At 74.3% G+C, this 24,870-nt stretch carries 21 protein-coding genes; 11 read left to right on the top strand and 10 right to left on the bottom strand.

Translation table 11 applies throughout. From position 1 onward, the window contains the following. Window positions 1-99: 99 nt before the first annotated feature. The 3 genes from ACWENR_RS18645 (at window position 100) to mshC (ending at window position 2,813) form a co-directional block, all read left to right on the top strand. Entirely contained in the window at window positions 100-681 is a 582-nt protein-coding gene (locus ACWENR_RS18645) for a DUF3090 domain-containing protein (protein WP_452278238.1), read from the top strand. Then, window positions 678-1,496 carry an SCO1664 family protein gene (locus tag ACWENR_RS18640; RefSeq protein ID WP_452278237.1) on the top strand — a complete coding sequence of 273 codons (819 nt, stop codon included), beginning with the start codon at window positions 678-680 and terminating at the stop codon, window positions 1,494-1,496. The genes ACWENR_RS18645 and ACWENR_RS18640 overlap by 4 nt, the downstream gene beginning before the upstream one ends. Window positions 1,497-1,574: 78 nt before the next feature. Further along, the gene (gene mshC / locus ACWENR_RS18635; protein ID WP_452278236.1) at window positions 1,575-2,813 is read left to right on the top strand and encodes a cysteine--1-D-myo-inosityl 2-amino-2-deoxy-alpha-D-glucopyranoside ligase; all 1,239 of its coding nucleotides are present in this window, start codon (window positions 1,575-1,577) and stop codon (window positions 2,811-2,813) included. A 225-nt stretch (window positions 2,814-3,038) separates the two neighbouring features. On the opposite strand, the gene ACWENR_RS18630 is transcribed toward mshC, so the two are convergent. Both ACWENR_RS18630 and ACWENR_RS18625 read right to left on the bottom strand, forming a co-directional pair. After that, a complete protein-coding gene (locus ACWENR_RS18630; protein ID WP_452278235.1) occupies window positions 3,039-3,830 on the bottom strand; it encodes a GntR family transcriptional regulator in 792 nt (263 codons plus the stop codon). A gap of 219 nt (window positions 3,831-4,049) precedes the next feature. Beyond that, window positions 4,050-4,919, bottom strand: a complete 870-nt coding sequence (locus ACWENR_RS18625; RefSeq protein ID WP_452278234.1) for a PAC2 family protein — start codon at window positions 4,917-4,919, stop codon at window positions 4,050-4,052. Between the two features lie 261 nt (window positions 4,920-5,180). On the opposite strand from ACWENR_RS18625, the gene metH reads away from it, so the two are divergent. The 3 genes from metH (at window position 5,181) to ACWENR_RS18610 (ending at window position 10,529) form a co-directional block, all read left to right on the top strand. Further along, window positions 5,181-8,696 carry a methionine synthase gene (gene metH / locus ACWENR_RS18620; protein ID WP_452278233.1) on the top strand — a complete coding sequence of 1,172 codons (3,516 nt, stop codon included), beginning with the start codon at window positions 5,181-5,183 and terminating at the stop codon, window positions 8,694-8,696. A gap of 114 nt (window positions 8,697-8,810) precedes the next feature. Next, a complete protein-coding gene (locus ACWENR_RS18615; protein ID WP_452278232.1) occupies window positions 8,811-9,671 on the top strand; it encodes an alpha/beta fold hydrolase in 861 nt (286 codons plus the stop codon). An 81-nt stretch (window positions 9,672-9,752) separates the two neighbouring features. After that, window positions 9,753-10,529 carry an HAD family hydrolase gene (locus ACWENR_RS18610; protein WP_452278231.1) on the top strand — a complete coding sequence of 259 codons (777 nt, stop codon included), beginning with the start codon at window positions 9,753-9,755 and terminating at the stop codon, window positions 10,527-10,529. A gap of 13 nt (window positions 10,530-10,542) precedes the next feature. Here the strand turns inward: ACWENR_RS18610 and ACWENR_RS18605 are convergent, their stop codons facing one another. The 3 genes from ACWENR_RS18605 to ACWENR_RS18595 form a co-directional block, all read right to left on the bottom strand. Beyond that, a complete protein-coding gene (locus ACWENR_RS18605) occupies window positions 10,543-11,421 on the bottom strand; it encodes a hypothetical protein (RefSeq protein WP_452278230.1) in 879 nt (292 codons plus the stop codon). Window positions 11,422-11,659: 238 nt separating this feature from the next. Then, window positions 11,660-12,232 carry a DinB family protein gene (locus tag ACWENR_RS18600; protein WP_452278229.1) on the bottom strand — a complete coding sequence of 191 codons (573 nt, stop codon included), beginning with the start codon at window positions 12,230-12,232 and terminating at the stop codon, window positions 11,660-11,662. Between the two features lie 223 nt (window positions 12,233-12,455). After that, window positions 12,456-13,328 (bottom strand): alpha/beta fold hydrolase, encoded by an 873-nt coding sequence (locus ACWENR_RS18595; protein WP_452278228.1) that lies wholly within the window; start codon window positions 13,326-13,328, stop codon window positions 12,456-12,458. Window positions 13,329-13,491: 163 nt separating this feature from the next. Here ACWENR_RS18595 and ACWENR_RS18590 point away from each other — a divergent pair, with 163 nt between their 5' ends. From ACWENR_RS18590 to ACWENR_RS18575, 4 genes are all read left to right on the top strand, one after another. Beyond that, entirely contained in the window at window positions 13,492-14,121 is a 630-nt protein-coding gene (locus ACWENR_RS18590; protein WP_452278227.1) for a DUF899 domain-containing protein, read from the top strand. 154 nt (window positions 14,122-14,275) lie between these two features. Then, window positions 14,276-15,373: a calcium:proton antiporter gene (locus ACWENR_RS18585; protein WP_452278226.1), complete on the top strand. Its 1,098-nt coding sequence runs from the start codon at window positions 14,276-14,278 to the stop codon at window positions 15,371-15,373. 200 nt (window positions 15,374-15,573) lie between these two features. Further along, window positions 15,574-16,314, top strand: a complete 741-nt coding sequence (locus ACWENR_RS18580) for a neutral zinc metallopeptidase (RefSeq protein WP_452278225.1) — start codon at window positions 15,574-15,576, stop codon at window positions 16,312-16,314. A gap of 172 nt (window positions 16,315-16,486) precedes the next feature. Beyond that, entirely contained in the window at window positions 16,487-17,140 is a 654-nt protein-coding gene (locus ACWENR_RS18575; RefSeq protein WP_452278224.1) for an HAD family hydrolase, read from the top strand. 84 nt (window positions 17,141-17,224) lie between these two features. Here ACWENR_RS18575 and ACWENR_RS18570 read toward each other — a convergent pair whose 3' ends face one another. From ACWENR_RS18570 to ACWENR_RS18550, 5 genes are all read right to left on the bottom strand, one after another. Next, the gene (locus ACWENR_RS18570) at window positions 17,225-19,774 is read right to left on the bottom strand and encodes an ABC transporter permease (protein WP_452278223.1); all 2,550 of its coding nucleotides are present in this window, start codon (window positions 19,772-19,774) and stop codon (window positions 17,225-17,227) included. Beyond that, window positions 19,774-20,541, bottom strand: a complete 768-nt coding sequence (locus tag ACWENR_RS18565; RefSeq protein ID WP_452278222.1) for an ABC transporter ATP-binding protein — start codon at window positions 20,539-20,541, stop codon at window positions 19,774-19,776. Before ACWENR_RS18565 ends, ACWENR_RS18570 begins: the two co-directional genes overlap by 1 nt. Before the next feature lie 336 nt (window positions 20,542-20,877). Next, window positions 20,878-21,564, bottom strand: coding sequence for a response regulator (locus ACWENR_RS18560; RefSeq protein ID WP_452278221.1), 687 nt, complete (start codon window positions 21,562-21,564; stop codon window positions 20,878-20,880). Window positions 21,565-21,637: 73 nt separating this feature from the next. Then, window positions 21,638-22,834 carry a sensor histidine kinase gene (locus tag ACWENR_RS18555; RefSeq protein ID WP_452278220.1) on the bottom strand — a complete coding sequence of 399 codons (1,197 nt, stop codon included), beginning with the start codon at window positions 22,832-22,834 and terminating at the stop codon, window positions 21,638-21,640. Window positions 22,835-22,956: 122 nt separating this feature from the next. Next, window positions 22,957-23,868, bottom strand: coding sequence for a RecB family exonuclease (locus tag ACWENR_RS18550; protein ID WP_452278219.1), 912 nt, complete (start codon window positions 23,866-23,868; stop codon window positions 22,957-22,959). 178 nt (window positions 23,869-24,046) lie between these two features. On the opposite strand from ACWENR_RS18550, the gene ACWENR_RS18545 reads away from it, so the two are divergent. Beyond that, window positions 24,047-24,870 (top strand): M50 family metallopeptidase (locus ACWENR_RS18545; RefSeq protein ID WP_452278239.1); only part of this gene is annotated, 824 nt, incomplete at its 3' end.

The following is a 24,870-nucleotide window of genomic DNA, read 5'->3' as shown; positions in this document are numbered from 1 at the left end:
GCCCGGCTCCGGCCGGCGGCGTCCCGGGCGCGGCGGGCGCGCGGCGATTCGCGTCGGTGGGGTACGCGGCGCCGTGGCGCGCCGGATAGGGTCGTGGGTATGACCCACCAGGTGCACGCCTTCGAGCCGCCGGAGCGGTTCGTCGCCGGGACCGTCGGGCCGCCCGGGGAGCGCACGTTCTTCCTCCAGGCGCGCGGCGGTGGCCGGCTGGTCAGCGTCGCGCTGGAGAAGGTCCAGGTGTCGCTGCTCGCCGAGAAGCTGGAGGAGTTGCTCTCCGAGGCGCAGCGCCGGTTCGGTGTCGACCTGCCCGAGCCGGTGGCCGCCGTCGGCGACAACGACCCGCTGGACACGCCGGTCGACGAGGAGTTCCGGGTCGGCACGCTCGGCCTGGCCTTCGACGTCGACACCGCGACCGTCGTGATCGAGGCCATCGCCGCCGGCGAGGCGGAGGCCGAGGTCGAGCTCGGCGAGCCGGACGACGACGAGGAGGACGAGGCCGACGAGGAGCCGGACGACGACCTCGACCGGCTCCGGGTGCGGCTGACCCCCGAGGCGACCCGCGCGTTCATCGAGCGCGCCCGGCGGGTGGTCAACGCCGGCCGTCCGCCCTGCCCGCTGTGCGGCCAGCCGCTCGACCCTGCGGGTCACCTCTGCCCGCGCCACAACGGTTATCACCGGTGACGTCGTCGGAACTCCAGCCCCGACAGGACGGCGACGCCGCGCTCCGGCTGCTCCGCGACGGCTCGCTCGAGCTGGAGGGGCGGCTCGTCGACGCCTCCAACACCACCCTGCGGGGCGTCCTGACGCTCGACGGGGTGACCGCGCGGTGCGTCTACAAGCCGGTGCGGGGCGAGCGTCCGCTCTGGGACTTCCCGGACGGCACCCTGGCCGGCCGTGAGGTCTCGGCCTACCTGGTCTCCCAGGCCACCGGCTGGGACCTGGTCCCGCCGACGGTGCTGCGGGACGGCCCGTTCGGGCCCGGCTCGTGTCAGCTCTGGATCGACGAGCCGGCCGACGCGGAGCCGCTGGTCGGGTTCGTGCCCGCCGACGCGCTGCCGCCGCGCTGGTTCCCGATCGCCGCGGCCCGCGACGACGACGGCACGCCCTACGCGCTCGCCCACGCCGACGACCCGCGGCTGGCCCGCCTCGCGGTGCTCGACGCGGTGATCAACAACGCCGACCGCAAGGGCGGCCACGTGCTGGTGGGCCCGGACGACCGGATCTACGGCGTGGACCACGGGGTGAGCTTCCACGTCGAGGAGAAGCTGCGCACGGTGCTCTGGGGCTGGGCCGGCCGCCCGCTCCCCGCCGACGCCGTCGAGATGCTCGACGCGCTCGCCGGCCAGTTCGCCGGCGCCCTCGGCGCGGAGTTGGCCGACCACCTGACGCTGGCCGAGCTCGGCGAGCTGGCCGCCCGGGTCGACCGGCTGCGGCACACCGGGTGCTTCCCGCAGCCGTCGCAGGACTGGCCGGCGGTGCCCTGGCCCCCCATGTGACGTGCCGCGCGCCGCTGTCATGATGATCACCCGTGGGGTGGCCGTGTCGCGGTCCGGTGGCTGGTTAGGCTTACGGTCATGGACTCTTGGGCGGGACATGAGGTGCCGCGGCTGCCGGGCAGGGGCGAGCCGCTCGCGTTGTTCGACTCGGCGCGGCAGGGTGTCCACCGCAGCGATCCGTCGGGCGTCGCGACGATGTACGTCTGCGGCATCACCCCGTACGACGCCACCCACCTCGGCCACGCCGCCACCATGATCACGTTCGACCTGGTGCAGCGGATGTGGCGCGACGCCGGCCTCGACGTGCGCTACGTGCAGAACGTCACCGACATCGACGACCCGCTGCTGGAGCGGGCCGAGCGCGACGGCGAGGACTGGAAGGTCCTGGCGATGCGCGAGACGGCGCTGTTCCGCGAGGACATGGAGGCGCTGCGGATCATTCCGCCGGCGCACTACGTCGGCGCCGTCGAGTCCATCCCCGACATCGCCGAGAAGGTCCTCGTGCTGCTCAAGGACGGGGCCGCGTACCGCCTGGAGGACGGCACCGGCGACGTCTACTTCGACCTCGCCGCCGCGCCCCGGTTCGGCTACGAGTCCAACTTGACCCGCGAGCAGATGCTGGAGATCTTCCCCGAGCGCGGGGGCGACCCCGACCGGGCCGGCAAGCGCGACCCGCTCGACCCGCTGCTGTGGCGCGGGGCCCGCGAGGGCGAGCCGTCCTGGCCGGGCGGCGACCTGGGCCCCGGCCGTCCCGGCTGGCACATCGAGTGCGCCGTCATCGCGCTCAACCTGCTCGGCGAGCGGATCGACGTGCAGGGCGGCGGCAACGACCTGCTCTTCCCGCACCACGAGTGCTCGGCCGCGCACGCCGAGCGGCTCACCGGCGCCGCGCCGTTCGCCGGCCACTACGTGCACGCCGGCATGATCGGCCTGGACGGCGAGAAGATGTCGAAGTCCCGGGGCAACCTGGTCTTCGTCTCCCGGCTGCGCGCCGACCGGGTCGACCCGATGGCGGTCCGGCTGGCCCTGCTCTCCGGGCACTACCGCAGCGACCGCGCCTGGACCGACGAGCTGCTCGCCGACGCGCAGGAGCGGCTGGCCCGCTGGCGGCGCGCCGCCGCCGCGCCCGCCGGCGCTGCGGGGGAGGCGTTCCTCGCCGGCGTACGCGCCCGCCTCGCCGACGACCTCGACTCGCCGGGCGCCGTCGCGCTGGCCGACCAGTGGGCCGAGGCGACCCTGGCCGGCGCCGCCGACGACCCGGTCGCCCCCGCCCTCTTCACCAACACCCTCGACGCCCTCCTAGGCCTCCGCCTCTAACCCCCTCCCGCCCCTCCCGCCCCCCGCCCGCCCCGCCCGCCCCCCGCCCGCCCCGCCCGATCGCCCGCGATCTTGCACTTTCGGCCCTCGATAAGAGGCTTATGTCCCACTTGTTAGGGCAGAAAGTGCAAGATCGCGGGAGGGAGAGGAGCGCGGGAGGGAGAGGAGTGCGGGGGCGAGGGGGGAGGGGGCGGGGAGCGGGGGGAGCGGGGGAGTGGGTGGGGGTCAGGCCAGGGTTAGGCCCGGGTCGGGGTCCGGGTCGGCGGCGGGGGCCGGGATCCGGTACTCCTCGGTGAGGGTGGTGACCGGGCCGGGCCAGGTGGCCTGGGCGACCTCGATCGGCTTGCGGTGGCCGTCGTACGCGACGTGCAGCAGGTGCAGCACGGGCGTGTCGGGGCGGATCTGGAGGATCTCCGCCTCCTCCCGGCTGGGCTGGCGGGCGCTGATCGTGTCGGTGGCCGACACGTACCGCCGGCCGGTGGCCTCCTCGGCCTCCTGGTAGAGCGGCCGGCCGAACGCCTCGGCGCGCTCCAGGGAGGTGCCGGCGGTGTCGGCGGGCAGGAACCACGAGGCGCCCACCTCGACGGGGGAGTCCTCGGTGCGCACGAGGTGGCGTCGGCAGAGCAGTTCGGTGCCGTCGGCCACGCCGAACGCGTCGGCCACCTCCGGCGGCGCGGGGGCCCGGCCGACCGAGACGAGCTGCTGCCGGTACCGGGCGGCCAGGTCGGTGTGGTAGCCGCGGAAGCCGCCGTAGCGACCCCGGGAGAGCCGGTTGAGCCGCCGCCGGGTGCCCCGGACGTACGTCCCGGAGCCGGGCTTGGTGATCAGGATGCCCTCGACGCGCAGCTGGTCGACGGCGCGCTGCACGGTCTGCTTCGCCACGCCGAACATCTCGGCGATGGCCGGGATGGACGGCAGCCGCTCGCCCGGCCCCCAGTCGCCGCGGCGGATCTGCGCCTTGAGCTGCGCGGCGATCTGCCGGTGCGGGAACTCGGCCGCCCCGGGATTGATCTGCATGCCCGCCTCCTCGATCACAGCTAGGTTCCTAGGATGCCCTACGGGTGGTGACGGCGCCACCCCGGACACACCGGGATCCGGGCCGCCGGCACGGGTGGCGATGGCACCACCCCGGACACGCCGGGATCCGGACGCCGGGACGTCGAGATCTAGACGCCGGGACACGGAACGGGCCCCGGACGACACGCGTCCGGGGCCCGGTGGGGCAGGGGAGTGGCGCTACCAGGAGCCGGCGGTGGGGCCGGCGGAGCCGCCGCGCCGGCGCAGGTACTTCTCGAACTCCTGGGCGATCTCGTCGCCGGTCAGCGGGGTGATGCCCGCGTCGCCGACGCGTTCCTCCAGCTCGCGCACGTACTCGCCGAGCTCCGCGTCCTGCTCGGCGGCGCTGCGCACCCGCTGCTCCCACTCGGCGGCCTCCTCGGCGAGGTCGGCCATCGGCACCGGCAGGTCGAGCACCTCCTCGACGCGGTGCAGCAGGGCGAGGGTCGCCTTCGGGCAGGGCGGGTTGTTGGCGTAGTGCGGCACGTGCACCCAGAACGAAACCGCGTCGACCTCGGCGCGGTTGCAGGCGTCGTGCAGCACGCCCACGATGCCGGTCGGGCCGTCGTAGCGGGTGGGGGTGAGCTGGTAGCGCCGCGCGGCCTCCGCGTCGGAGGCGCTGCCGCTGATCGGCAGGGGCCGGGTGTACGGCACGTCGGCCAGCAGGGCGCCGAGCACGACCACCCGCTCGACCTCCAGGCTGTGGCAGATCTCCAGCACCTGCTCGCAGAAGGTGCGCCACCGCATGCTCGGCTCGATGCCCCGGATCAGCACCACGTCGCGTTCGGTGCCCTCGGGGCTGGCCACCATGAAGCGCGTGGTGGGCCACTCCACCCGGCGGGTCTCGCCCTCGGCCATCGTGATGGTGGGGCGGCTGACCTGGAAGTCGTAGAAGTCCTCCGGGTCGAGCTCGGTGACCTGCCGGGCCTGCCACACCTGCTCCAGGTGCTCGACGGCGGCCGTGGACGCGTCGGCGGCGTCGTTCCAGCCCTCGAACGCGGCGATCGCCACGGGGGACCGCAGCACCGGCAGTCCGTCGAACTCGGTCACGCCGTCACCTCACCCTGCTCGTCGGGGACGGTGCCGGGACCGTACCCGGCCGCCCGCCCGCCGGGCGCGGTGCTTCTGCTGTAGTCCTTCACGTCCGCCAGCCTACGTGCCGGGGCGGGAAGCGGCCCGTCGGCCGCGCCGGTCGGGCCGACCCTCAGCCGGTCATACCGCAACCAACCGGACGGCGTGATCCCGCTGACAGAATGTGGGAAGGCAGGCACGGGGGGATCCATCGGGCCGGGTCGGCACTAACCTGATCCCGTGCGGACCTCAATGCTCGACGTGTTGGCAGACCGGATCCTCATCGCCGACGGCGCGATGGGCACGATGCTGCAGGCGGCCGACCTCACCCTCGACGACTTCGAGGGCTACGAGGGCTGTAACGAGATCCTCAACGTGACGCGGCCGGACGTGGTGCGCGGGGTGCACGAGGCGTACCTCGCCGCCGGCGCGGACTGCGTGGAGACCAACACCTTCGGCGCCAACCTCGCCAACCTCGGCGAGTACGACATCCAGCACCGCATCCGCGAGCTGTCCGAGGCGGGGGCCCGGATCGCCCGGGAGGCCGCCGACGCGTACGCCACGGCGGAGCGGCCCCGCTTCGTGCTCGGCTCGATCGGGCCGGGCACCAAGCTGCCCACCCTCGGGCACGCCGCCTACGCGACCCTGCGCGACGCGTACGCCGAGAACGCCGCCGGCCTGATCGCGGGCGGCGCGGACGCCCTGATCGTCGAGACCTGTCAGGACCTGCTCCAGGTCAAGGCGGCGGTCGTCGGGTCCCGGCGGGCGATGGCGGAGGCCGGCCGGACGGTGCCGCTGATCTGCCACGTCACCGTCGAGACCACCGGCACCATGCTGCTGGGCAGCGAGATCGGCGCGGCGCTGACCGCCATCGAGCCGCTCGGGGTGGACCTGATCGGGCTGAACTGCGCGACCGGCCCGGCCGAGATGAGCGAGCACCTGCGCTACCTCTCCCAGCACGCCCGGGTGCCGCTGTCGGTGATGCCCAACGCGGGCCTGCCGCAGCTCACCGCCGACGGGGCGGTCTACCCGCTGACCCCGGTGGAGCTGGCCGACGCGCTCGAACGCTTCGTCACCGAGTACGGCGTCTCGCTCGTCGGCGGCTGCTGCGGCAGCACCCCCGAGCACATCCGGGTGGTCGCCGAGCGGCTGCACGGGGCCCGGCCGGGCCCGCGCGAGCCCCGGCGGGAGCCGGGCGTCGCCTCGATCTACCACCACGTGCCGTTCGCCCAGGACGCCAGCGTGCTGATGGTGGGGGAGCGCACCAACGCCAACGGCTCCAAGGCGTTCCGCGAGGCGATGCTCGCCGGGGACTGGCAGTCCTGCGTGGAGATCGCCCGCAGCCAGGCCCGCGACGGCTCGCACCTGCTGGACCTGTGCGTCGACTACGTGGGCCGCGACGGTACCCGGGACATGCGCGAGCTGGCCGGGCGGTTCGCCACCGCGTCCACGCTGCCCATCATGCTGGACTCGACCGAGCCGGCGGTGATCGAGGCCGGGCTGGAGATGCTAGGTGGGCGGTGCGTGGTCAACTCCGTCAACTTCGAGGACGGCGACGGCCCCGGCTCCCGCTACGCGCGGGTGATGCCGGTGGTCAGGGAGCACGGCGCCGCGGTGGTGGCGCTGCTGATCGACGAGGAGGGCCAGGCCCGCACCCGGGAGTGGAAGGTGCGGGTCGCGGCCCGGCTGATCGAGGACCTCACCGGCCGCTGGGGCCTGGACCTGTCCGACATCCTGATCGACGCGTTGACCTTCCCGATCGCCACCGGGCAGGAGGAGACCCGCCGCGACGGCCTGGAGACCATCGAGGCGATCCGGGAGATCGCCCGCCGCTATCCCGGGGTCAACTTCACCCTGGGCGTCTCCAACGTCTCGTTCGGCCTCAACCCGGCGGCGCGGCAGGTGCTGAACTCGGTGTTCCTGCACGAGTGCGTGCAGGCGGGGCTCACCTCGGCGATCGTGCACGCCAGCAAGATCCTGCCGATGTCGAAGATCCCCGACGAGCAGCGCGAGATCGCGCTCGACCTGGTCTACGACCGCCGCCGGGAGGGCTACGACCCGGTGCAGCGCTTCATCGAGGTCTTCGAGGGCGTCGACGCCGCCTCGGCGCGCGCCGGCCGGGCCGAGGAGTTGGCCGCGCTGCCGCTGGACGAGCGGCTCAAGCGGCGCATCGTCGACGGCGAGCGCAACGGCCTGGAGGCCGACCTGGAGGCGTCGATGGCCGGCGGCCGGGCCCCGCTGTCGATCATCAACGACATCCTGCTGGACGGCATGAAGGTCGTCGGCGAGCTGTTCGGCTCCGGGCAGATGCAGTTGCCGTTCGTGCTCCAGTCCGCCGAGGTGATGAAGACGGCGGTGGCCTACCTGGAGCCGCACATGGAGAAGGCCGACGACGGCGGCAAGGGCCGCATCGTGCTCGCCACGGTCAAGGGCGACGTGCACGACATCGGCAAGAACCTGGTGGACATCATCCTGTCCAACAACGGCTACGAGGTGGTGAACATCGGCATCAAGCAGCCGATCAACGCCATCTTGGACGCCGCCGAGCAGCACCGCGCGGACGCCATCGGCATGTCGGGCCTGCTGGTCAAGAGCACGGTCATCATGAGGGAGAACCTGGCCGAGATGGCCACGCGCGGGGTCGCGGAGCGCTGGCCGGTGCTGCTGGGTGGGGCCGCGCTGACCCGGGCGTACGTCGAGGACGACCTGCGGTCGATGTTCCCCGGCCAGGTGCACTACGCGCGCGACGCCTTCGAGGGGCTGTCCCTGATGGACCGGGTGATGGCCGCCAAGCGCGGCGGGGCGCCCGTGATCGACGCCGAGCGGGAGGCGGCCCTGGCGGCCCGCCGGGCTCGCCGGGAGCGGCAGCGGGCGATCGTCAGCGAGGCGCTGCCGGCGCTGGACGACGCCTCGGTCCGCTCCGACGTGGCCACCGACGTCGAGGTGCCGACCCCGCCGTTCCTGGGCACCCGGGTCGTCAAGGGGGTGCCGCTGGCCGACTACGCGGCGCTGCTCGACGAGCGGGCCACCTTCCTCGGGCAGTGGGGGCTGCGGGGCGCCCGGGGCGGCAAGGGGCCGTCCTACGAGGAGCTGGTCGAGACGGAGGGCCGGCCGCGGCTGCGCTACTGGCTGGACCGGCTGATCGCCGACCAGGTGCTGGAGGCGGCCGTCGTCTACGGCTACTTCCCCGCGTACGCGGAGGGCAACGACCTGGTGGTGCTGGACGAGAACGGGCACGCCGAGCGGGCCCGGTTCTCCTTCCCCCGGCAGCGCCAGGAGCGGCGGCTCTGCCTGGCCGACTTCTTCCGGCCGCGAGGCGACGAGCTGGACGTGGTGGCGTTGCAGCTGGTCACCGTGGGCCAGCCGGTCAGCGAGTACGCCGCCAAGCTGTTCGCCCGCAACGAGTACCGCGACTACCTGGAGGTGCACGGGTTGTCCGTGCAGCTCACCGAGGCCCTCGCGGAGTACTGGCACCGGCGGATCCGCGCCGAGCTGACCCTGCCCGGCGGCCGGACGGTGGCCGACGACGACCCGGCCGACCTGGCGGGTCTGCTGCGCACCGACTACCGGGGCTGCCGGTACGCGTTCGGCTATCCGGCCTGCCCCGACCTGGAGGACCGCGCGAAGATCGTGGAGCTGCTGGGCGCGGAGCGGATCGGTGTGCAGCTGTCGGAGGAGTTCCAGCTCATGCCGGAGCAGGCCACGGACGCCATCGTGGTGCACCACCCGGAGGCGAGCTACTTCAACGCCAAGTGATTACGGCAGGCCATGACCTGCGGCGAAGCCCTCGGAGCGCCCCTTGCGTCGCATCCACCGCGGTCTGTTTAGCTGACAGCAGTTTGTCCGTCGGCCGTCGCGTGGCCTAGCTTCATGATCATGCGTGAGGTTGAGACGGGTGACGGACGGCGCCTGGCGGTCGAGGAGTGGGGCGTTCCCGACGGAACGCCGGTGGTGTCGGTATGCGGCAGTCCGATGAGCCGCCTGGCGCGGTATCCCGATCCGGCGCTCTTCGAGCGGCTCGGCGTGCGGCTCGTCACCTACGACCGGCCCGGGTTCGGTCGCTCGACACCGAGGCCGGGCCGTCGGGTGGTTGACGGTGCCGAGGACATCGCCGCGATCGTCGACGCGCTCGGCCTGGGCCGGCTTTCGGTCATGGGGGTGTCCGGGGGCGGGCCGCACGCTCTGGCGTTCGCCGCCCGCTACCCGGAGCGGGTCGCCCGGGTAGGGGTGCTGGCGAGCCTGGCCCCCCGCGACGCCGCCGGCCTCGACTGGACGGCCGGGATGGCCGACGGCAATCGCCGCAGCGCTGCCGCGGCCCTACAGGGTCGGGCAGCCGTCGAGGCGCACCTGTCGGCCGTGGATCAGGCCGGGCCGGCGCTGCTGCCCGCGAACGATCAGGCCGTGCTCGCTCGGCCAGAGATCAGCGCCATGCTCGAGGCCGCGTTCACCGAGGCCGTCCGGCCGGGCCTCGACGGCTGGGTCGACGACGTACACGCCCTTTTCGGCCTGCCCTGGGGTTTCGACCCGCAGGCCGTGTCGCGACCGGTGCGGGTGTGGCACGGGGCGCTCGACCAGGCCGTGCCCGTCACGCACGGCCGGTGGCTCGCGGCGCGCATCCCCGGCGCCGAGCTCGAGGTCCAGCCGGATGCCGGCCACGCCGGTCACTTCGACGCGACGCCGGCCGTCCTCGAGTGGCTGGTCAGGGCGCACGCCAAGTCGAACGCCCACTGAATCGCCGCTCGGACGGGCGGGTCGGACTCGGACGAGCTGGCAGGCAGGGTGCCGGCGCCGACGTCTCATTAGGATGCTCGCATGCCTCGGCCGGTGGTCTTCGATCTCTACCACACCCTGATCCAGGGCGCCGACGACGAGCGTGACCGGGTGGTCGGCGAGATGGCGGTCATGGTCGGGGTGGCTCCGGCCGCGCTGGTCGCCGCCTACCACGCCACCTGGCGGGACCGGATGGTCCGGTGGGACGTGGAGGAGACCATCCGGATCCTCGCCGGACGCCTCGGCGGCGCACCAGCCGACGAACAGGTGGCACGGGCCGGTGTACATCGGCGAGCGCTCAGCCACCGGGTGCTGGACAGCGTCTCGACCGCCACCCTCGACGTGCTCGACGCGCTGCGCGACGACGGACATCCGCTGGCCCTGATCAGCAACGCCACCTCGGACACTGCCGAGGCATGGCCGCAGAGCCGGCTCGCCCACCGGTTCGACGTCGCGGTCTTCTCCTGCGACGTCGGGCTGTCCAAGCCGGACCCGGCGATCTATCACCTCGCTGCCGAGGGCCTGGGCGTCGGGCCGGCGGAGTGCGTCTTCGTTGGCGACGGCTCAGACGGCGAGCTGGCCGGGGCGGCAGCGGTCGGGATGACCGTCCTCCGGACCACGGAGCACAACGACACCGACCCCGGCTGGGGCGGGCCGGTCATCGCCACCTTGGCCGATCTGCCCGCCATGCTCCGGGAGCGTCGCGGCCCCGGCGGTCAGTCGTCCTGCGCGGCCGCGCATGGGCGGAGCGCATTCACACAGCCCTCTGTGCCGACAGATGACGAAGGTGGGGCCGCTGAGCGCGGCCCGATGGCGTGACCCGGCTCAGGGCTCAGCGCGTCCCGCCCAGTCTCGCGCAGGCCGGCACGGTGAGGGCGGCGCCGAGCAAGAGCATCGCGACGACGGCGGCGGTTTCGACGTCGGGCCCGAGTGTGGCGCTCACTGCCACACTGACGTCCGTCACGGCGCCTGCGCCGCCGCCGGCGATCGCAACGGAGTACACGACGCCGTCGCTCTCGCCCGCCACCGGCACCGGCCGGCTCACCCAGGCGCCGTACCCGGCGGCGCAGGCCGTCGTGGCCAGCAGCACGACGCCGACCGTGACGACCGACGGGGCGGCGCCGTGGCGCCGCACCGCGCGGTGCACGAGCCACGCGTACCCGCCGAGCACGATCAGCGCCGCCAGGGCCACGTCCGTGGCCGAACCGAGCAGCCCCGCGGCCGACGCGCCGGGGAGGAGCGCGACGATCAGCAGGGTGCCCAGGGTGAGCGCGCCCACGACCGGCGCCGCGCGGCCGACCCGGCGCAGCCGCTCCGCCGGCAACCGTCCCACGGCGACGCCGACGAAGGCACAGGCCAGGACGAGGCAGCCCGCCGTGGCCACCTGGCGCAGGAACTGCGCCCGCTGTCGTACCGGATCGGTCACCAGCGCGATCAGCTCACTCGCGCTCGCCGGGGTGTGGCCGAACGGCGAGGCCGCCCATCCCGACAACTGCACGGCGCCCGCGAGGGCGATCGAGAGCAGGACGCCCCGCACCAGCAGGCGCGTCGTCCGGGGTACGGCGGGGTCGGTCACGGCGGGGTGGACGGCGAGGAGGCCGAGGACGACGGCACCGCCGGCGCCGGTCGCCCAGACGGAGCCGAGGAGCGCGCCCACGACGGCCAGCAGCGCGGCCCCGAGCAGCAGCGGGGTCGGCTTCCGTGGAGGCATCCGCACAGGGTAGCCGGGCATGGCGGACGCGGAAGACCCGAGCGGTCGCGTCACGCCGGCCGAGTTGGCCGGTCCACCCGACCGGGCGCACTGCCCGGACATCGGCGCGGACGACGTCCGGCGCCGGCGACCGGGTTCACTGGGCGAGGCCCTCTTCAACCACTTGGACCGACCTGGACTCGTCAATCGGCGCCCGGCCGTGACGGGGTGGATGCGGCCCACGGCGTCGGCCGGACCGTTACGAGCGGTCCTCCGCGGCGACCGGCCCGGCGGGGCCTCGGTCCGGGAGGCCGCCGGGATCCTGGTGGGCGGCCTGCGACCGTGCGGCGCGGCGGATGTCGAGCAGGTGGTGTTCGCCCTCGTGGATCGTGTGCCGGCCGAGCCACAGCAGCGTCCGGGCCTGCGGTCGCGGCCACGGGTAGACCCCGGTGCGGGCGAGGTCGGCGGGGCCGAGCACGCGGAAGCGGGCGGCGAGGTCGTCGGCGGCCGCTCCCAGCGCGGCCAGCACGGCCGCGGGATCCTGTTCGTTGTACGCCTCGGCGACGGCCCGCTCGTCGCGTCCCATCGGGGCGAACTCCGGCTCGTCGACGCGCAGCGCCAGGGCGAGCCGTTCGGCCTGCACGCCGAGCACGTCCCGGACGTGGCAGGCGTACTCCAGCGGCGACCACACGCCCTCGGCCGGTCGCCGGCGTACCTGCCACACCTCGGCGAGGGCGGCGGCGTAGCGGCCGCCCAGCGCCCGCAGGAGCGTCGGCAGTTCGTCGGGGGAGACGTCGGTGTAGTCGAAGCCGCACTCGTCGCACCGGTCCATCCGCCGAGGGTAGCGGCGGCACCGGGCCGCCGTCACGACCGCCACCGGTCGACCGCCACCGATGGACCAGCAGCCGTCACCGGCGGGGCCGCGACCGCCACCGACGGAGCCCCGCCCGCCACCGACGGAGCCCCGCCCGTCACCGACGGAGCCGCGCCCGTCACCGACGGAGCCGCGCCCGTCACCGACGGACCCGCGAGCGTCACCAACGGACCCGAGAGCGTCACCGGTGGACCCGCCCGAGGAAGTCGCGCAGCAGCCGGACCACGTCGTCGAGATGCGTCTCCAGCAGCCAGTGCCCGCCGTCGAGCAGGTGCAGCTCGGCGTCGGGCAGGTCCCGCAGGTAGGCGCGGGCGGCGCCCTCGGGCATGTAGCCGTCGTGCGGCCCCCAGACGATCAGTGTCGGCGGCCGGTGCCGTCGCAGGTATTCCTGCTGCCGGGGGAACCAGGAGACGGTGCTGCCCTGGTCGGCGAGGAGGCGGACCAGGTTGGCGCGCCGCCGTGGCGTGGTCAGCGCGGCGGCGAGCCGCCACAGGTCCGGGCTGACCCGGTCGCGCAGCCGGTCGGGCAGCTCCCCGAGGAACTCCGTGCGGAAGCCCTCCTCGCCGACGGCCGAGGCGAGGCGGTCGCGACCCTCGTCGGTCGGATCGCGCCAGAACTGCTTGAGCGGCTCGTACCTGGGACCGTGCTGGTCGGGGTAGATGTCGCCGTTCTGGATGACCAGGCCGGCGACCCGCTCCGGGGCCGACATCGCCAGGCGCAGCCCGAACTGGCTGCCGTAGTCCTGGAGGTAGATCACGTATCGGGTGAGGCGCAGCGCCTCGGTGAACCGGCGCAGCACCTCGGCGTGGGCGTCGAAGGTGTACGCGAACCGGTCGGGGTCGGGCGTGTCGCTGTAGCCGAAGCCGGGCTGGTCGGGGGCGATCGCCCGCCACCGGTCGCCGAGCGCGGGGAGGAGGTGACGAAACTGGAACGACGACGACGGGTATCCGTGCGGCAGGAGCACCACCGGCGCGGTCGCCGGCCCGGTCTCCCGGTAGAAGATGCCGATCCCGTCGACGTCGACGGTCCGGTGGTGCACGGCTGCGGAGGTCACCGGCGTCTCCTCACCAGGCGCGGTACTCGGGCGGCCCCTCCGACGGTGCCAGAAATCGTCGCCGCGCGGGGGCGAGCCGGCGGGAAACGGCCGGCCGGGTCCGGTCCCGGCCGGCGGCGCGTCGCTCGGGCGCGTCGCCGCACCGGCTGGGCACAATCGGCTGATGGAGATGCCACGGACAGTGTCGGCCGACGAGTGGCGGCAGGCCCGCGACGACCTGCTGAAGGCCGAGAAGGAGCTCACCCGCGCGCAGGACGCGCTCGCCGCCCGCCGGCGTCGCCTCCCGATGGTCCGCTTCGACAACGGCTACCGGTTCGACAGCCCCACCGGCGCCCGCACGCTGCTCGACCTGTTCGAGGGCCGGCGTCAGCTCGTGGTCTACCAGTTCATGGACAGCGGCCCCGACCACCACTGCCCGGGCTGCACGTGGTTCACCGACAGCGTGCCGGCGACCGGGCTGGCGCGGCTGGCGCAGCGGGGCATCAGCTGGGCGACCGTGTCGGACATGCCGCTGGCGCAGATCGAGGCGTACAAGGCGCGCCGGGGCTGGACGCTGCCGTTCGTCTCGTCGCACGGCACGTCGTTCGCGGCTGACTGCGGGGCCGGGCGTGGCTTCATGCTCAGCGTCTTCCTGCGCGACGGCGAGGACGTCTACCGGACCTACGACACCACCGCACGTGGCGTCGACCGGCTCGTCTTCGTCAACAACATCCTCGACCTCACCCCGTACGGCCGGCAGGAGGACTGGGAGGACTCCCCGCCCGGCTGGCCGCAGCAGCCCACGTACGGCTGACCCGCCGGCCCGGGTCCGCGGCCGTCCGGGGCCCGGCGTGGACGGGCGCCGCCGGGGCGCGTGGCTCGGCCGGACGGCGTGACGTTCGACCGAACCGTCGCTCCGCACGGCCGGTCGGTGGTCACATGATCGTGATTCCTGGCAGGGTTGGGGGATGGCCGTGTCACTCCGCTCGCGTCTCACCGACTGGACCGTCTCCGTACCGCTGCTCGCGATCGTGGCGTTGTTACTCACCTGGGGACGCGAGCTGCCCGGCCCGGTCGTGGTCGTCGTGGCGGCCTTCCTGGCCGGCGCGGTGCTGGCCGCCGTGCACCACGCCGAGGTGGTCGCCCACAAGGTGGGCGAGCCGTACGGTTCGCTGGTCCTCGCCGTGGCCGTCACCGTCATCGAGGTCGCCCTCATCGTCACCCTCATGATCAGCGGTGGTGAGAAGACGCAGTCGCTCGCGCGGGACACCGTCTTCGCCGCGGTGATGATCACCTGTAACGGGATACTCGGCCTGTCGCTGCTGATCGGCGCGCTGCGCCGCAGGGTCGCCGTGTTCAACTCGGAGGGCACCGGCGGCGCGCTGGCCACCGTCGCCACCCTCGCGGCACTGAGCCTCGTGGTGCCGACCTTCACCAGCCGGCCGGGCCCGCAGTTCAGCCCCGCCCAGCTCGCCTTCGCCGCCGTGGCGTCGCTCGCGCTCTACGGCCTGTTCGTGTTGGTGCAGACCGGCCGTCACCGCGACTACTTCCTGCCGGTCACCAGCGAGGGGCGGGTGGTCGACGCCGACGGGCACGCCGCGCCGCCGTCGAACCGGGCCGCCCTGCTCAGCCTCGGCCTGCTGCTGGTGGCGCTGGTCGCCGTGGTCGGCGACGCCAAGACGGTCTCCCCGGCGATCGAGTCCGCCGTCGCCGGCGCGAACCTGCCCCCGTCCTTCGTCGGCGTGGTGATCGCGCTGCTGGTGCTGCTGCCCGAGACGCTCGCCGCCGCCCGCGCCGCCCGCCGCGACCGCGTGCAGATCAGCCTGAACCTGGCGCTCGGCTCCGCCATGGCGAGTATCGGGCTGACCATCCCGGCCATAGCGATCGCCTCGATCTGGCTGGACGGCCCGTTGCTGCTCGGTCTCGGCGGCACCCAGCTCACCCTGCTCGCCCTCACCGTCGTCACCGGCGTCCTGACCGTGGTGCCGGGGCGCGCCACCGTGCTGCAGGGCGGCGTGCACCTGGTGCTGCTCGCCGCGTTCGTGTTCCTCGCCGCCAGCCCCTGAGCCCGCCGCCGCCGCTGCGTCGCCCGCCGCCGCCGCTGCGCCGCCCGCCGCCGACGTGTCGCCGGCCCTCGACGTGCCGGCCGGGCGCTGTCCCTCGGCCTCACCCGGCGTTGTCGCGTCGGCGCGGACGGCGCGGCCCGGCATGACGCGCGCGCCGCCGGGGTACTGCACCCGGCATCGCCGACGCCGGGGAGGGCACAGTGACGACGCGCGTGGGACGCCGGCCGTGGAGCGTGCTCGCCGGCCTCGCGACGGCTCTCGTCGTGGCGGCCGGCTGCGTGGTCGGCGGGGTGTCCGAGCCCGCGGGGCAGGAGCCCCCGCCCGGCCGCTCCGGCGGCGCGTCGCCCGGGCAGACCCGGGCGGACGGCACCACCAGCGTCGAGGAGTTCCAGCAGGACGTCGCCGACGCGCGGGGCCTCGCCGAGCGCTACTGGGCCGCCCGGTTCCGCGCCTCGGGGGAGCGGTTCCGCCCGGTCCGCCGGGTCATCCCCTACCAGCGCGACGGCGAGGTGTCCTGCGGCGGGCAGGGGCTGCCGCGCAACAACGCCGTCTACTGCTCGGCCGGCGACTTCATCGCCTACGACGTGAACTGGTCGGTGGGGGCGTTCCGCCAGGTCGGTGACGCGTTCGTGTTCTACCTGCTCGGCCACGAGTACGCGCACGCCATCCAGGTCCGCCTCGGCATCCGCTACAGCTACACCATCCAGCAGGAACTCCAGGCCGACTGCATGGCCGGGGCGTACCTCGGCGACTCGGTGCGCTCCGGGGCGCTGACGCTCGACAACGGTGACCTCGAGGAGTTCCGCGAGGGACTCCTCGCCGTCGGTGACGACCCCGGCCAGCCGTGGTTCGCCGAGGGCTCGCACGGCACCGCCGAGCAGCGCACCGAGTACTTCTTCCGCGGCTACGAGCGGTCCCTGGACGCCTGCGGCCTGCGCTGACCACGAGGGGGCCGAAGCCACCCGCCGCGCGGCCCGCCCCCTCGGTCCACCCGCGACCCGTCGGTCAGGTCACCCCGGTGGCACCCGCACGCGGCGGCGGCGTCCCGGCTGGAAGGATCACGGGGGTACGCCACCCGAGGAGGATCTCCTGAGCAGCCACCACCCCGCCGCCGTGCTCTTCGACATGGACGGCACCCTGGTCGACAGCGAGAAGCTGTGGGACGTCGCGCTGCACGAGCTGGCGGCCCGGTACGGCGGCGTCCTCTCCGACGCGACCCGCAAGGCGATGGTGGGCTGCAGCATGGCCGTGTCGATGCGGCTCCTGCACGACGACCTGGGCCAGCCGGAACGCGACCCCGACGCCAGCGCGGCGTGGATCAACGCCCGCGTCCTGGAGCTGTTCCGCACCGGGCTGAGCTGGCGTCCCGGCGCCCTGACGCTGCTGCGGGCCGTACGCGCGGCGGGCATCCCGACGGCGCTGGTGACCTCCAGCGGCCGGTCCCTGGTGGAGGTCGCGCTGGACACCCTGGGGCGGGACAGCTTCGACGCGGTGGTCTGCGGCGACGAGGTCGACGCGGCCAAGCCGCACCCGGAGCCGTACCTGACCGCGGCCCGCCTGCTCGACGTGCCGATCGCCCGCTGCGTGGCGATCGAGGACTCCCCGACGGGGGTGGCCAGCGCGCTCGCCGCCGGCGCGGCGGTGCTGGCCGTGCCGGCGGAGGTGCCGATCGGGCCGCTGCGCGGCGTACACCAGGTGGAGAGCCTGACGGGAGCGGACCTGGAGCTGCTGGCGGCCCTGCTCGGCGCGCCCCCGGCCGACGCCTGACCCGGCGGGCGAGCGGCGGAGGGTGGCCCGACGCGACGAGGGGCCCCGCCGGCCGGCGGGACCCCTCGCGTGCGGGCGTCGCGATCAGTCGTGGGCGATGGCGCCCAGGACGTTGATCCGGGCGGCCCGGACCGCCGGCAGCGCGGCGGCGACGACCCCGATGATCGCGGCCAGGCCGAGGAAGACCCCCATCTGGGACCAGGGCAGCACCAGGTCGGTGATTCCCTCGTCGCGGAGCGCCTCCACCACGGCCGCGCCGAGACCGGCGCCGACGGCGACACCGAGCAGCGCGCCGAAGACCGAGATCACCACCGCCTCTACGGTGATCATCCGCATGGTCTGCGCCCGCCGCAGGCCGATGGCCCGCAGCAGCCCCAGCTCGCGGGTGCGCTCCAGCACCGACAGCGCCAGGGTGTTGACGATGCCGAGCACGGCGATCACGATGGCCAGCGCCAGCAGGATCTGGATCATCGTGAGCAGGCCGTCGAGCTGGCCGGTCTGCTGGTCGATGAACGCCTGCCGGTCCACCACCGCCACCTCGGGGGAGTCGGCCAGCAGCGCCTCGATCCGCGGCTGCACGTCGGCGACCCGGGTGCCCGGGGCCAGCTGGATGAAGCCCTGGATCGGCTGCGGGACGGCGAAGTCGCGCGCCGCGTCCGGCGGCAGCACCACCGGGTTCGTCAGCTGGCTGCTGGCGTAGATGCCGGTCACCGTGTAGGTCCGTGCCTCGCCCCGGGCCAGCTGCACCGGCACCTGCGAGCCGACGGAGAGCCCGCGCGACTTCGCGGTGTCCGAGCTGACCAGCATCTCGTCCGGCGCGAGCCGGTCGATGTTCCCGGCGGTGGCCTCGGCGCCGAAGACCTGCCGCAGCGCGGCGACGTCGCTGCTCACCGCGACCCACGTCCGGGTGCCGCCGACCACCGCCATGTCGCCGTACTCGCCGTCGGCGAGGCGCACCCCGGGGATCGCCGCGGCCTTCTCCAGCACCCCCGGATCGAAGGTCGGCGGCCGGGGGCCGCTCTGCGCCCCGGAGATCACCAGCTCCGCCTTCAGCGTGCCCTGGGCGAGTGCGCCGATGCTGCTCTTCGCCGAGTCCAGGATCACGGTCACCCCGGTGACCAGGGCGATGCCCACCATCAGCGCCGCGGCGGTGATGGCGGTGCGGCGCGGGTTGCGGCCGGAGTTGAGCCGGCCCAGCTTGCCCGGCACCGACCAGGCGAAGATCGCGCCGAGCAGGCTCACCACCGGCCGGCTGATCAGCGGGGTCAGCAGCGCCACGCCGATGAAGGCGAACAGCACGCCGCCGAGGATGGTGACCAGGGTGCCGTCCCCGGCGTTGCCCGTCAGGCCCAGGGCCAGCAGCCCGGCGCCGACGGCGGTGACGATCCCACCGGCCACCGTGACCTTGGTCAGCGGGCGGTCGGGGTTGGCCACGTCCTGCATCGCCGCGATCGGCGGGATCCGGGACGCCCGCAGGGCCGGCAGCAGCGCCGCCACCACGGTGATCACCAGGCCGACGGCGAACGCGCCGACCACGGCGGACAGCGGCACCCCGACGCCGGCCAGGGTCAGCCCGCCGGCGAAGGTGCTGAACAGGTACGCCAGCAGCGCGCCGATGCCGATGCCCGCGCCCAGGCCGAGCACCGAGGCGATCAGCCCCACCGCGACGGCCTCCAGCACCACCGACCCGATGATCTGTCGGCCGCTGGCCCCGATGGCGCGCATCAGCGCCAGCTCCCGGGTGCGCTGCGCCACGATGATCGAGAAGGTGTTGAGGATCAGGAAGGTGCCCACCAGCAGCGCCACCGCGGCGAAACCGAGCAGGATCCGGTTGAAGAAGGACAGCGCCTCCTTCATGCTGGCCGCCGCCTCCTCGGACAACTGCTCGCCGGTCTTCACCTCGTAGTCGGCGCCCACCGCGGCGGCCACGGCGTCGCGCAGCGCCTCCTCCGACACCCCGCCGGCGGCGGTGACCGTGATGTTGCTGAAGGTGTCCGGCGCGCCGAGCATCAGCCGCTGCGCGACGGGCGTGGTGAACATGATCTCGTTGGCGCCGCCGATGGAGTCCCGGTCGCCGCTGTAGCCGAAGACGCCGACGATGGTGAACTCCCGCTTCGGCTGGAGGGTCAGCACGCCGACCCGGTCGCCGACCTTCACCTTGCCGGCCGTGGCCAGCGCCTTGTTGATCACGATCTCGTCGTCGGCCTGCGGCGCCCGGCCCTCGCGCAGGCGCACCAGGTCGCTCTCGCCCGTCCAGTTCTCGCCCAGCTGCGGCGGGCCGAACGACGCGACGACCTTGCCGTTGCTGCCGATCATCCGCGCCCCGTCGACGCCGACGACCCCGGTCGCCTCGGCCACGCCGGGCACCGCCCGGACCTTGTCCAGGGTGGCCGCCGGCAGCGGCGGGGGCACCTGCATGCCCTCGGCTTCCGCGACGTCGATCTTCGGCTTGGCGGCGACGTTGACGTCCACCCCCTCGTACGCGTCGGCGAAGATCGCGTCGAACGAACGGCCGAGCGTGTCGGTGAGCACGAACGCGCCGGAGACGAACATGACGCCCAGCACCACGGCCAGGCCGGAGAGGATCAGCCGGACCTTGCGGGCCAGCAGGCTCTTCCACGTCGCGCGGAACATCAGCGGGCCACCTCGGTGACGGTGTCCAGCTTCTTCATGGTGTCCAGCACCGTCTCGGCGGTGGGCTCGATCAGCTCCGAGACGATCTGCCCGTCGGCGAGGAAGACCACCCGGTCGGCGTACGCGGCCGCGGTCGGGTCGTGGGTGACCATGACGATGGTCTGCCCGTGCTCGCGTACGGAGTTGCGCAGGAAGTTCAGCACCTCCGCGCCGGAGCGGGAGTCCAGGTTGCCCGTCGGCTCGTCGGCGAAGATCACCTCGGGCCGGGAGACCAGCGCCCGGGCGCAGGCGACCCGCTGCTGCTGCCCGCCGGAGAGCTGCGCCGGCCGGTGACCCAGGCGATCCTGCAGGCCCACCGTGGCGATCACCGTGTCGTACCAGGCCGGGTCCGGCTTGCGCCCGGCGATCGACAGCGGCAGCAGGATGTTCTCCTTCGCCGTCAGGGTCGGCAGCAGGTTGAACTGCTGGAAGATGAAGCCGACCTTGTCCCGGCGCAGCTTCGTCAGGCCGGCGTCGCCGAGGCCGGTGACGGTGGTGTCGCCGATCGACACGGTGCCGCGGGTGACCGAGTCGAGCCCGGCCAGGCAGTGCATCAGCGTCGACTTGCCCGAGCCCGACGGGCCCATGATCGCGGTGAACCGGCCCCGCTCGAACTCCGCGGTGACCCCCCGCAGCGCGACGACCTGCGCCTCGCCGCTGCCGTACACCTTCCACACGTCGTTCGCCCGGGCCGCGGCCTGCGCCTGCTGGCCTATCGTCGCGGTCACGTCATCTACCTCTTCCGTCTGATTCTGATCCGCGCCGCCCCCGCTGGTCCGGCGCGGCAGTCCCATCATCGGGTCTCGTCGGCCCCGATCCGTCCGACTCCGGTCGGAGCCGCCGCCCATTTCGCGGTGCGGGTGCCCCCGACGCCGGCTCAGGGTTGCCCCTGACCCGGCGGCCGGCCGCTCTTCCGCCGCGGGACCGATTCTGCACACTGCCGTCACGTGAGAGTCAACCCGCCGGCCCCGCCTGCGGTCACGGTAGGTGACGGCGGCAAGCCACGCCGCGCGTCCGCGGATCCCCGGGTACGACGGTGGCGGCGGGTCGGCCACGCCGGGTCGCTACCCCTTGGGACGGACCAGGCCCGACTCGTACGCCAGCACCACGGCCTGCACCCGGTCGCGCAGCCCCAGCTTGGTCAGCACGTGCCCGACGTGGGTCTTGATGGTGGTCTCGCTGACCGAAAGCGCCCGGGCGATCTCGGCGTTCGACAGCCCCCGGGCCACGTGCACGAGCACCTCCCGCTCGCGTTCGGTCAGCGAGCCGAGGGCCTTCGGCGGGGTCGCCGCCGGGTCGGGCAGCACGTCGGCGAAGCGGTCCAGCAGCCGCTTGAGGATGCGGGGCGCCACCACGGCGTCCCCGGCGGCCACCGTGCGGATCGCCGTGACCAGGTCCTCGGCCGGCACGTCCTTGGCCAGGAAGCCGCTCGCCCCGGCCCGCAGCGCCCCCACCACGTACTCGTCGAGGTCGAACGTGGTCAGGATCAGCACCCGCACCGGCAGCCGGGCGTCGACGATCGCGCGGGTCGCGGTCACCCCGTCCATCCGGGGCATCCGGATGTCCATCAGGACCACGTCGGGCAGCAGCCGGCGGGCCAGGTCCACCGCCTCCAGGCCGTCGCCGGCCTCGGCCACGATGTCCAGGTCGTCCTCCGTGCCGAGCACCATCCGGAAGCCCGTACGCAGCAGCGGCTGGTCGTCGGCGAGCAGGATACGCACCGGCCGTGCCGGCACCGTCGCCTCGGTCACCTGATGCTCCGTCCCTGGTCCCCGGTCCCGCGAAGTGGCCCGGCCGTGATTGTCGCGTACGCCGTCGAGCCGGTCATGCCGCCACCGCGCCCCGCCGCTCCACCGGGATCCGCGCGGCCACCCGGAAGCCGCCGCCCGGGCGCGCCCCGGTGCGCAGCACCCCACCGTAGAGGGCGACCCGTTCCCGCATCCCGACCAGGCCGTGCCCGATCCGGTCGCCGTCCGGCCCGGGGCCGCGCCCGGTGTCGGCGACCTCCACGGCCACGGCGCCCTCGTCGAAGGTCAGCCGCACCTGCGCGGTGGCCGTCCCGGCGTGCTTGAGCGCGTTGGTCAGCGCCTCCTGCACGATCCGGTAGAGGGTCAACGCCACCCCCTCCTCCAGCTCCCCGGGGTCGCCCTCGACGCGCAGCGTGACCGGCAGGCCGGCCTCGCGCACCTGCTCCACGAGGGCCTCGACGCCGGCGAGCCCCGGCTGCGGGGAGAGCTCGGCGGCCGGCTCGGCGTCGGTGCGCAGCACGTCCAGCAGCCGGCGCATCTCCCGCAGGGTGGCCCGGCTGGTCGCCTCGATGGTGGCGATCGCCTCGTCGGCGGCGGCCGGGTCCCTCGGCAGCACCCGCCGGGCGCCGGTGGCCAGCACCCCCATCACGCTGACGTGGTGCGCCACGACGTCGTGCAGCTCCCGGGCGATGCGGCGGCGCTCGTCGGCGACCGCCCGGTCGGCCAGCGAGCGCTGGTTCTCCTCCGCGGAACGGGCCCGCTCCCGCAGCGCCTCGGTGGTGGCCCGCCGCCCGCGCACCGCCCGCCCCACCGAGTAGGAGACGGCCCCGATCAGCAGGTTGTTCAACACCAGGTACGCGGAACCGACGTCCTCCGCCATCGCGTCCATCGGGGCGGTGGCGCTCACCGCCGCGACCGGCAGCCAGATCGCCAGCGCCGCCGCGGTCGCCGTGCGCAGCGGCCGGGTGGCGGCCGTCGTGTAGGTGAGCACCAGGAAGGTCAGGCCCTGCGCGCCCGGCGAGACATCGAGCAGGACGGGCACCGCAAGCGTCGCCACCGCCGCGGCGACGGCGGCCCACGGCGCCACCCGGCGCAACGCCACCGGCGCCGCGCAGACCACGCTCCAGCCCAGCACCGCCACCACGTGCGGCGGCCAGTATTCCCGGGGAGTGAGCGTGGTGAGCACCACCTCCGCCGCGACGAGCCCGAGGGCCAGGAGAGCGTCCGCGGCGGGCGGGTGCCGGCGCAGCCACGCCTTCGGGTCCGACGTCATACCGCGACGCTAGCCGCCGCCGGGCCCGATCGATCGTCGCCCGAGCGGAGCCCGGCCTCCTCCCTGAGGAGGAGACCCGATCCTCCGTCTCGGGGTCACCCGCCGGCCGGACGCTCCGGCCGTCACTCGTCGGCGCCGGGGGGCGCCGGGCGGGACCGGGCGTCGCGCAGCGGATCCGCCGCCACCTGCGCCGGGAACGGCGGCGGGGTGCCCCCGAAGCTCGGACACAGCGCCTGGTGGCTGCACCAGTCGCAGAGCCGGCTCGGCCGGGGGCGGAAGTCCTGCCGCGCCGTCGCCTGCTCGATCGCCCGCCACAGGGCCACCACCGTGCGCTCGAAGCGGAGCAGCTCCTCGGCGTCCGGCGCGTAGTCGCAGACCTCCGCGTCCTTGAGGTAGAGCAGCCGCAGCACCCGGGGCACCACGCCCCGGGTGCGCCACAGCACCAGCGCGTAGAACTTGAGCTGGAACAGCGCCCGCGCCTCGAACGCCTCCCGCGGCGCGCCGCCGGTCTTGTAGTCGACCACCCGCAGCGCGCCGTCCGGCGCCACGTCGAGCCGGTCCAGGTAGCCCCGGATCAGCAGTTCATCGTCGACCACGGCCGAGATCAGGCTCTCCCGCTCGGCCGGCTCCAGCCGGCGCGGATCCTCCACCGCGAAGTAGCCCTCCAGCAGCGCGGCCGCCGACCGGAGGAACTCGGCCGCCGCCGGGTCGTCGCCGGCGGCGAACAGGCCGGCGAGCTCCGGCTGCTCCGTGACCAGCCGATCCCACTGCGGGGCCACCAGGTCGCCGGCGGCGGTCGGGGTGCGCCCGTCGGCGGGCAGGTCGAACAGCCGCTCCAGCACGGCGTGCACCAGCGTGCCCCGCGCCTGCTCGACGGTGGGCCGCTCCGGCAGCCGGTCGATGCTGCGGAACCGGTAGAGCAGCGGGCAGGTCTTGAAATCCGCCGCCCGCGACGGCGACAGCGAGGCCCGCACCGTCGTCGGCACCTCCGCCGGGGTCGCGGGCTGCTGCGTGGTCACCGGTTCCGCCGTCATGCCCGGAAGGTTAGGGCACCGGTGTGACACCACCGCCGTCGCCGCTCCGGCGCGTGATCTCCCGCCGCGTAGCATCGAGGCGATGGAGCAGACGAGGCGACCGCGGCGCCGACCCGACCCGCGGCCCGGCCTGACCGTGGGCCGCGTCTTCGGGGTGCCGCTGCACCTCAACGGCTCGATGCTGCTGCTCACCCTGCTGGTGACCGTGCTCTACGCGGAGTTCGCCCGCCGCCAGCTCGACCTGTCGCAGCTCGCCGGCTACCTCATCGGCTTCGGCTTCGTGGTCTCCCTGCTCGGCTCGGTGCTCCTGCACGAGCTCGGCCACGCACTGACCGCCCGCCGCCACGGCATCGGGGTGCGCGGCATCACCCTGGAGCTGCTCGGCGGCTACACCGAGATGGACCGCGACGCCCCGTCGCCCCGCGTCGACCTGCTGGTCTCCCTCGCCGGCCCCGCCGTCTCCGCCGTGCTCGGTGCGCTCGCCGTCGCCGCCACCCTCGCCCTGCCCGCCGGCACCCTGGCCAACCAGCTCGCGTTCCAGCTGGCGGTGAGCAACGTCATCGTCGCCGTGTTCAACAGCCTGCCCGGCCTGCCGCTCGACGGCGGCCGCGCGCTGCGGGCGGCGGTCTGGGCCGCCACCGGCGACCGGCACCGGGGCACCGAGGTCGCCGGGTGGGTGGGACGCGCCGTCGCCTTCGGCACCGCCGCGCTGGTCCTCCTGCTCACCCTCACCCGCGACCTCGCGCCGCTCGCCCTGCCGCTGATGCTGCTGGTCGCGTTCACGCTCTGGCGCGGCGCCGGGCAGTCGATCCGGATGGCGCGGGTCAGCCGCCGCCTCCCGCTGATCGACCTGTTCCGGCTGTCCCGGCCGGTGCTCGCCGTGCCCGCCGGCACCCCGCTGGCCGATGAGACCGATGCGACGGCTCAGCCGGCCGAGGAGACCGAGCAGGAAGAGCAGTGCGCCGACTTCGACGAGCAGCGTTGTCGTTTCGTGCATCCGCG

The sequence above is a fragment of the Micromonospora sp. NPDC004336 genome (assembly GCF_053602615.1).
Note: the sequence above shows the minus strand (reverse complement) of the source record. Positions and strands in the feature narration are given on the sequence as shown.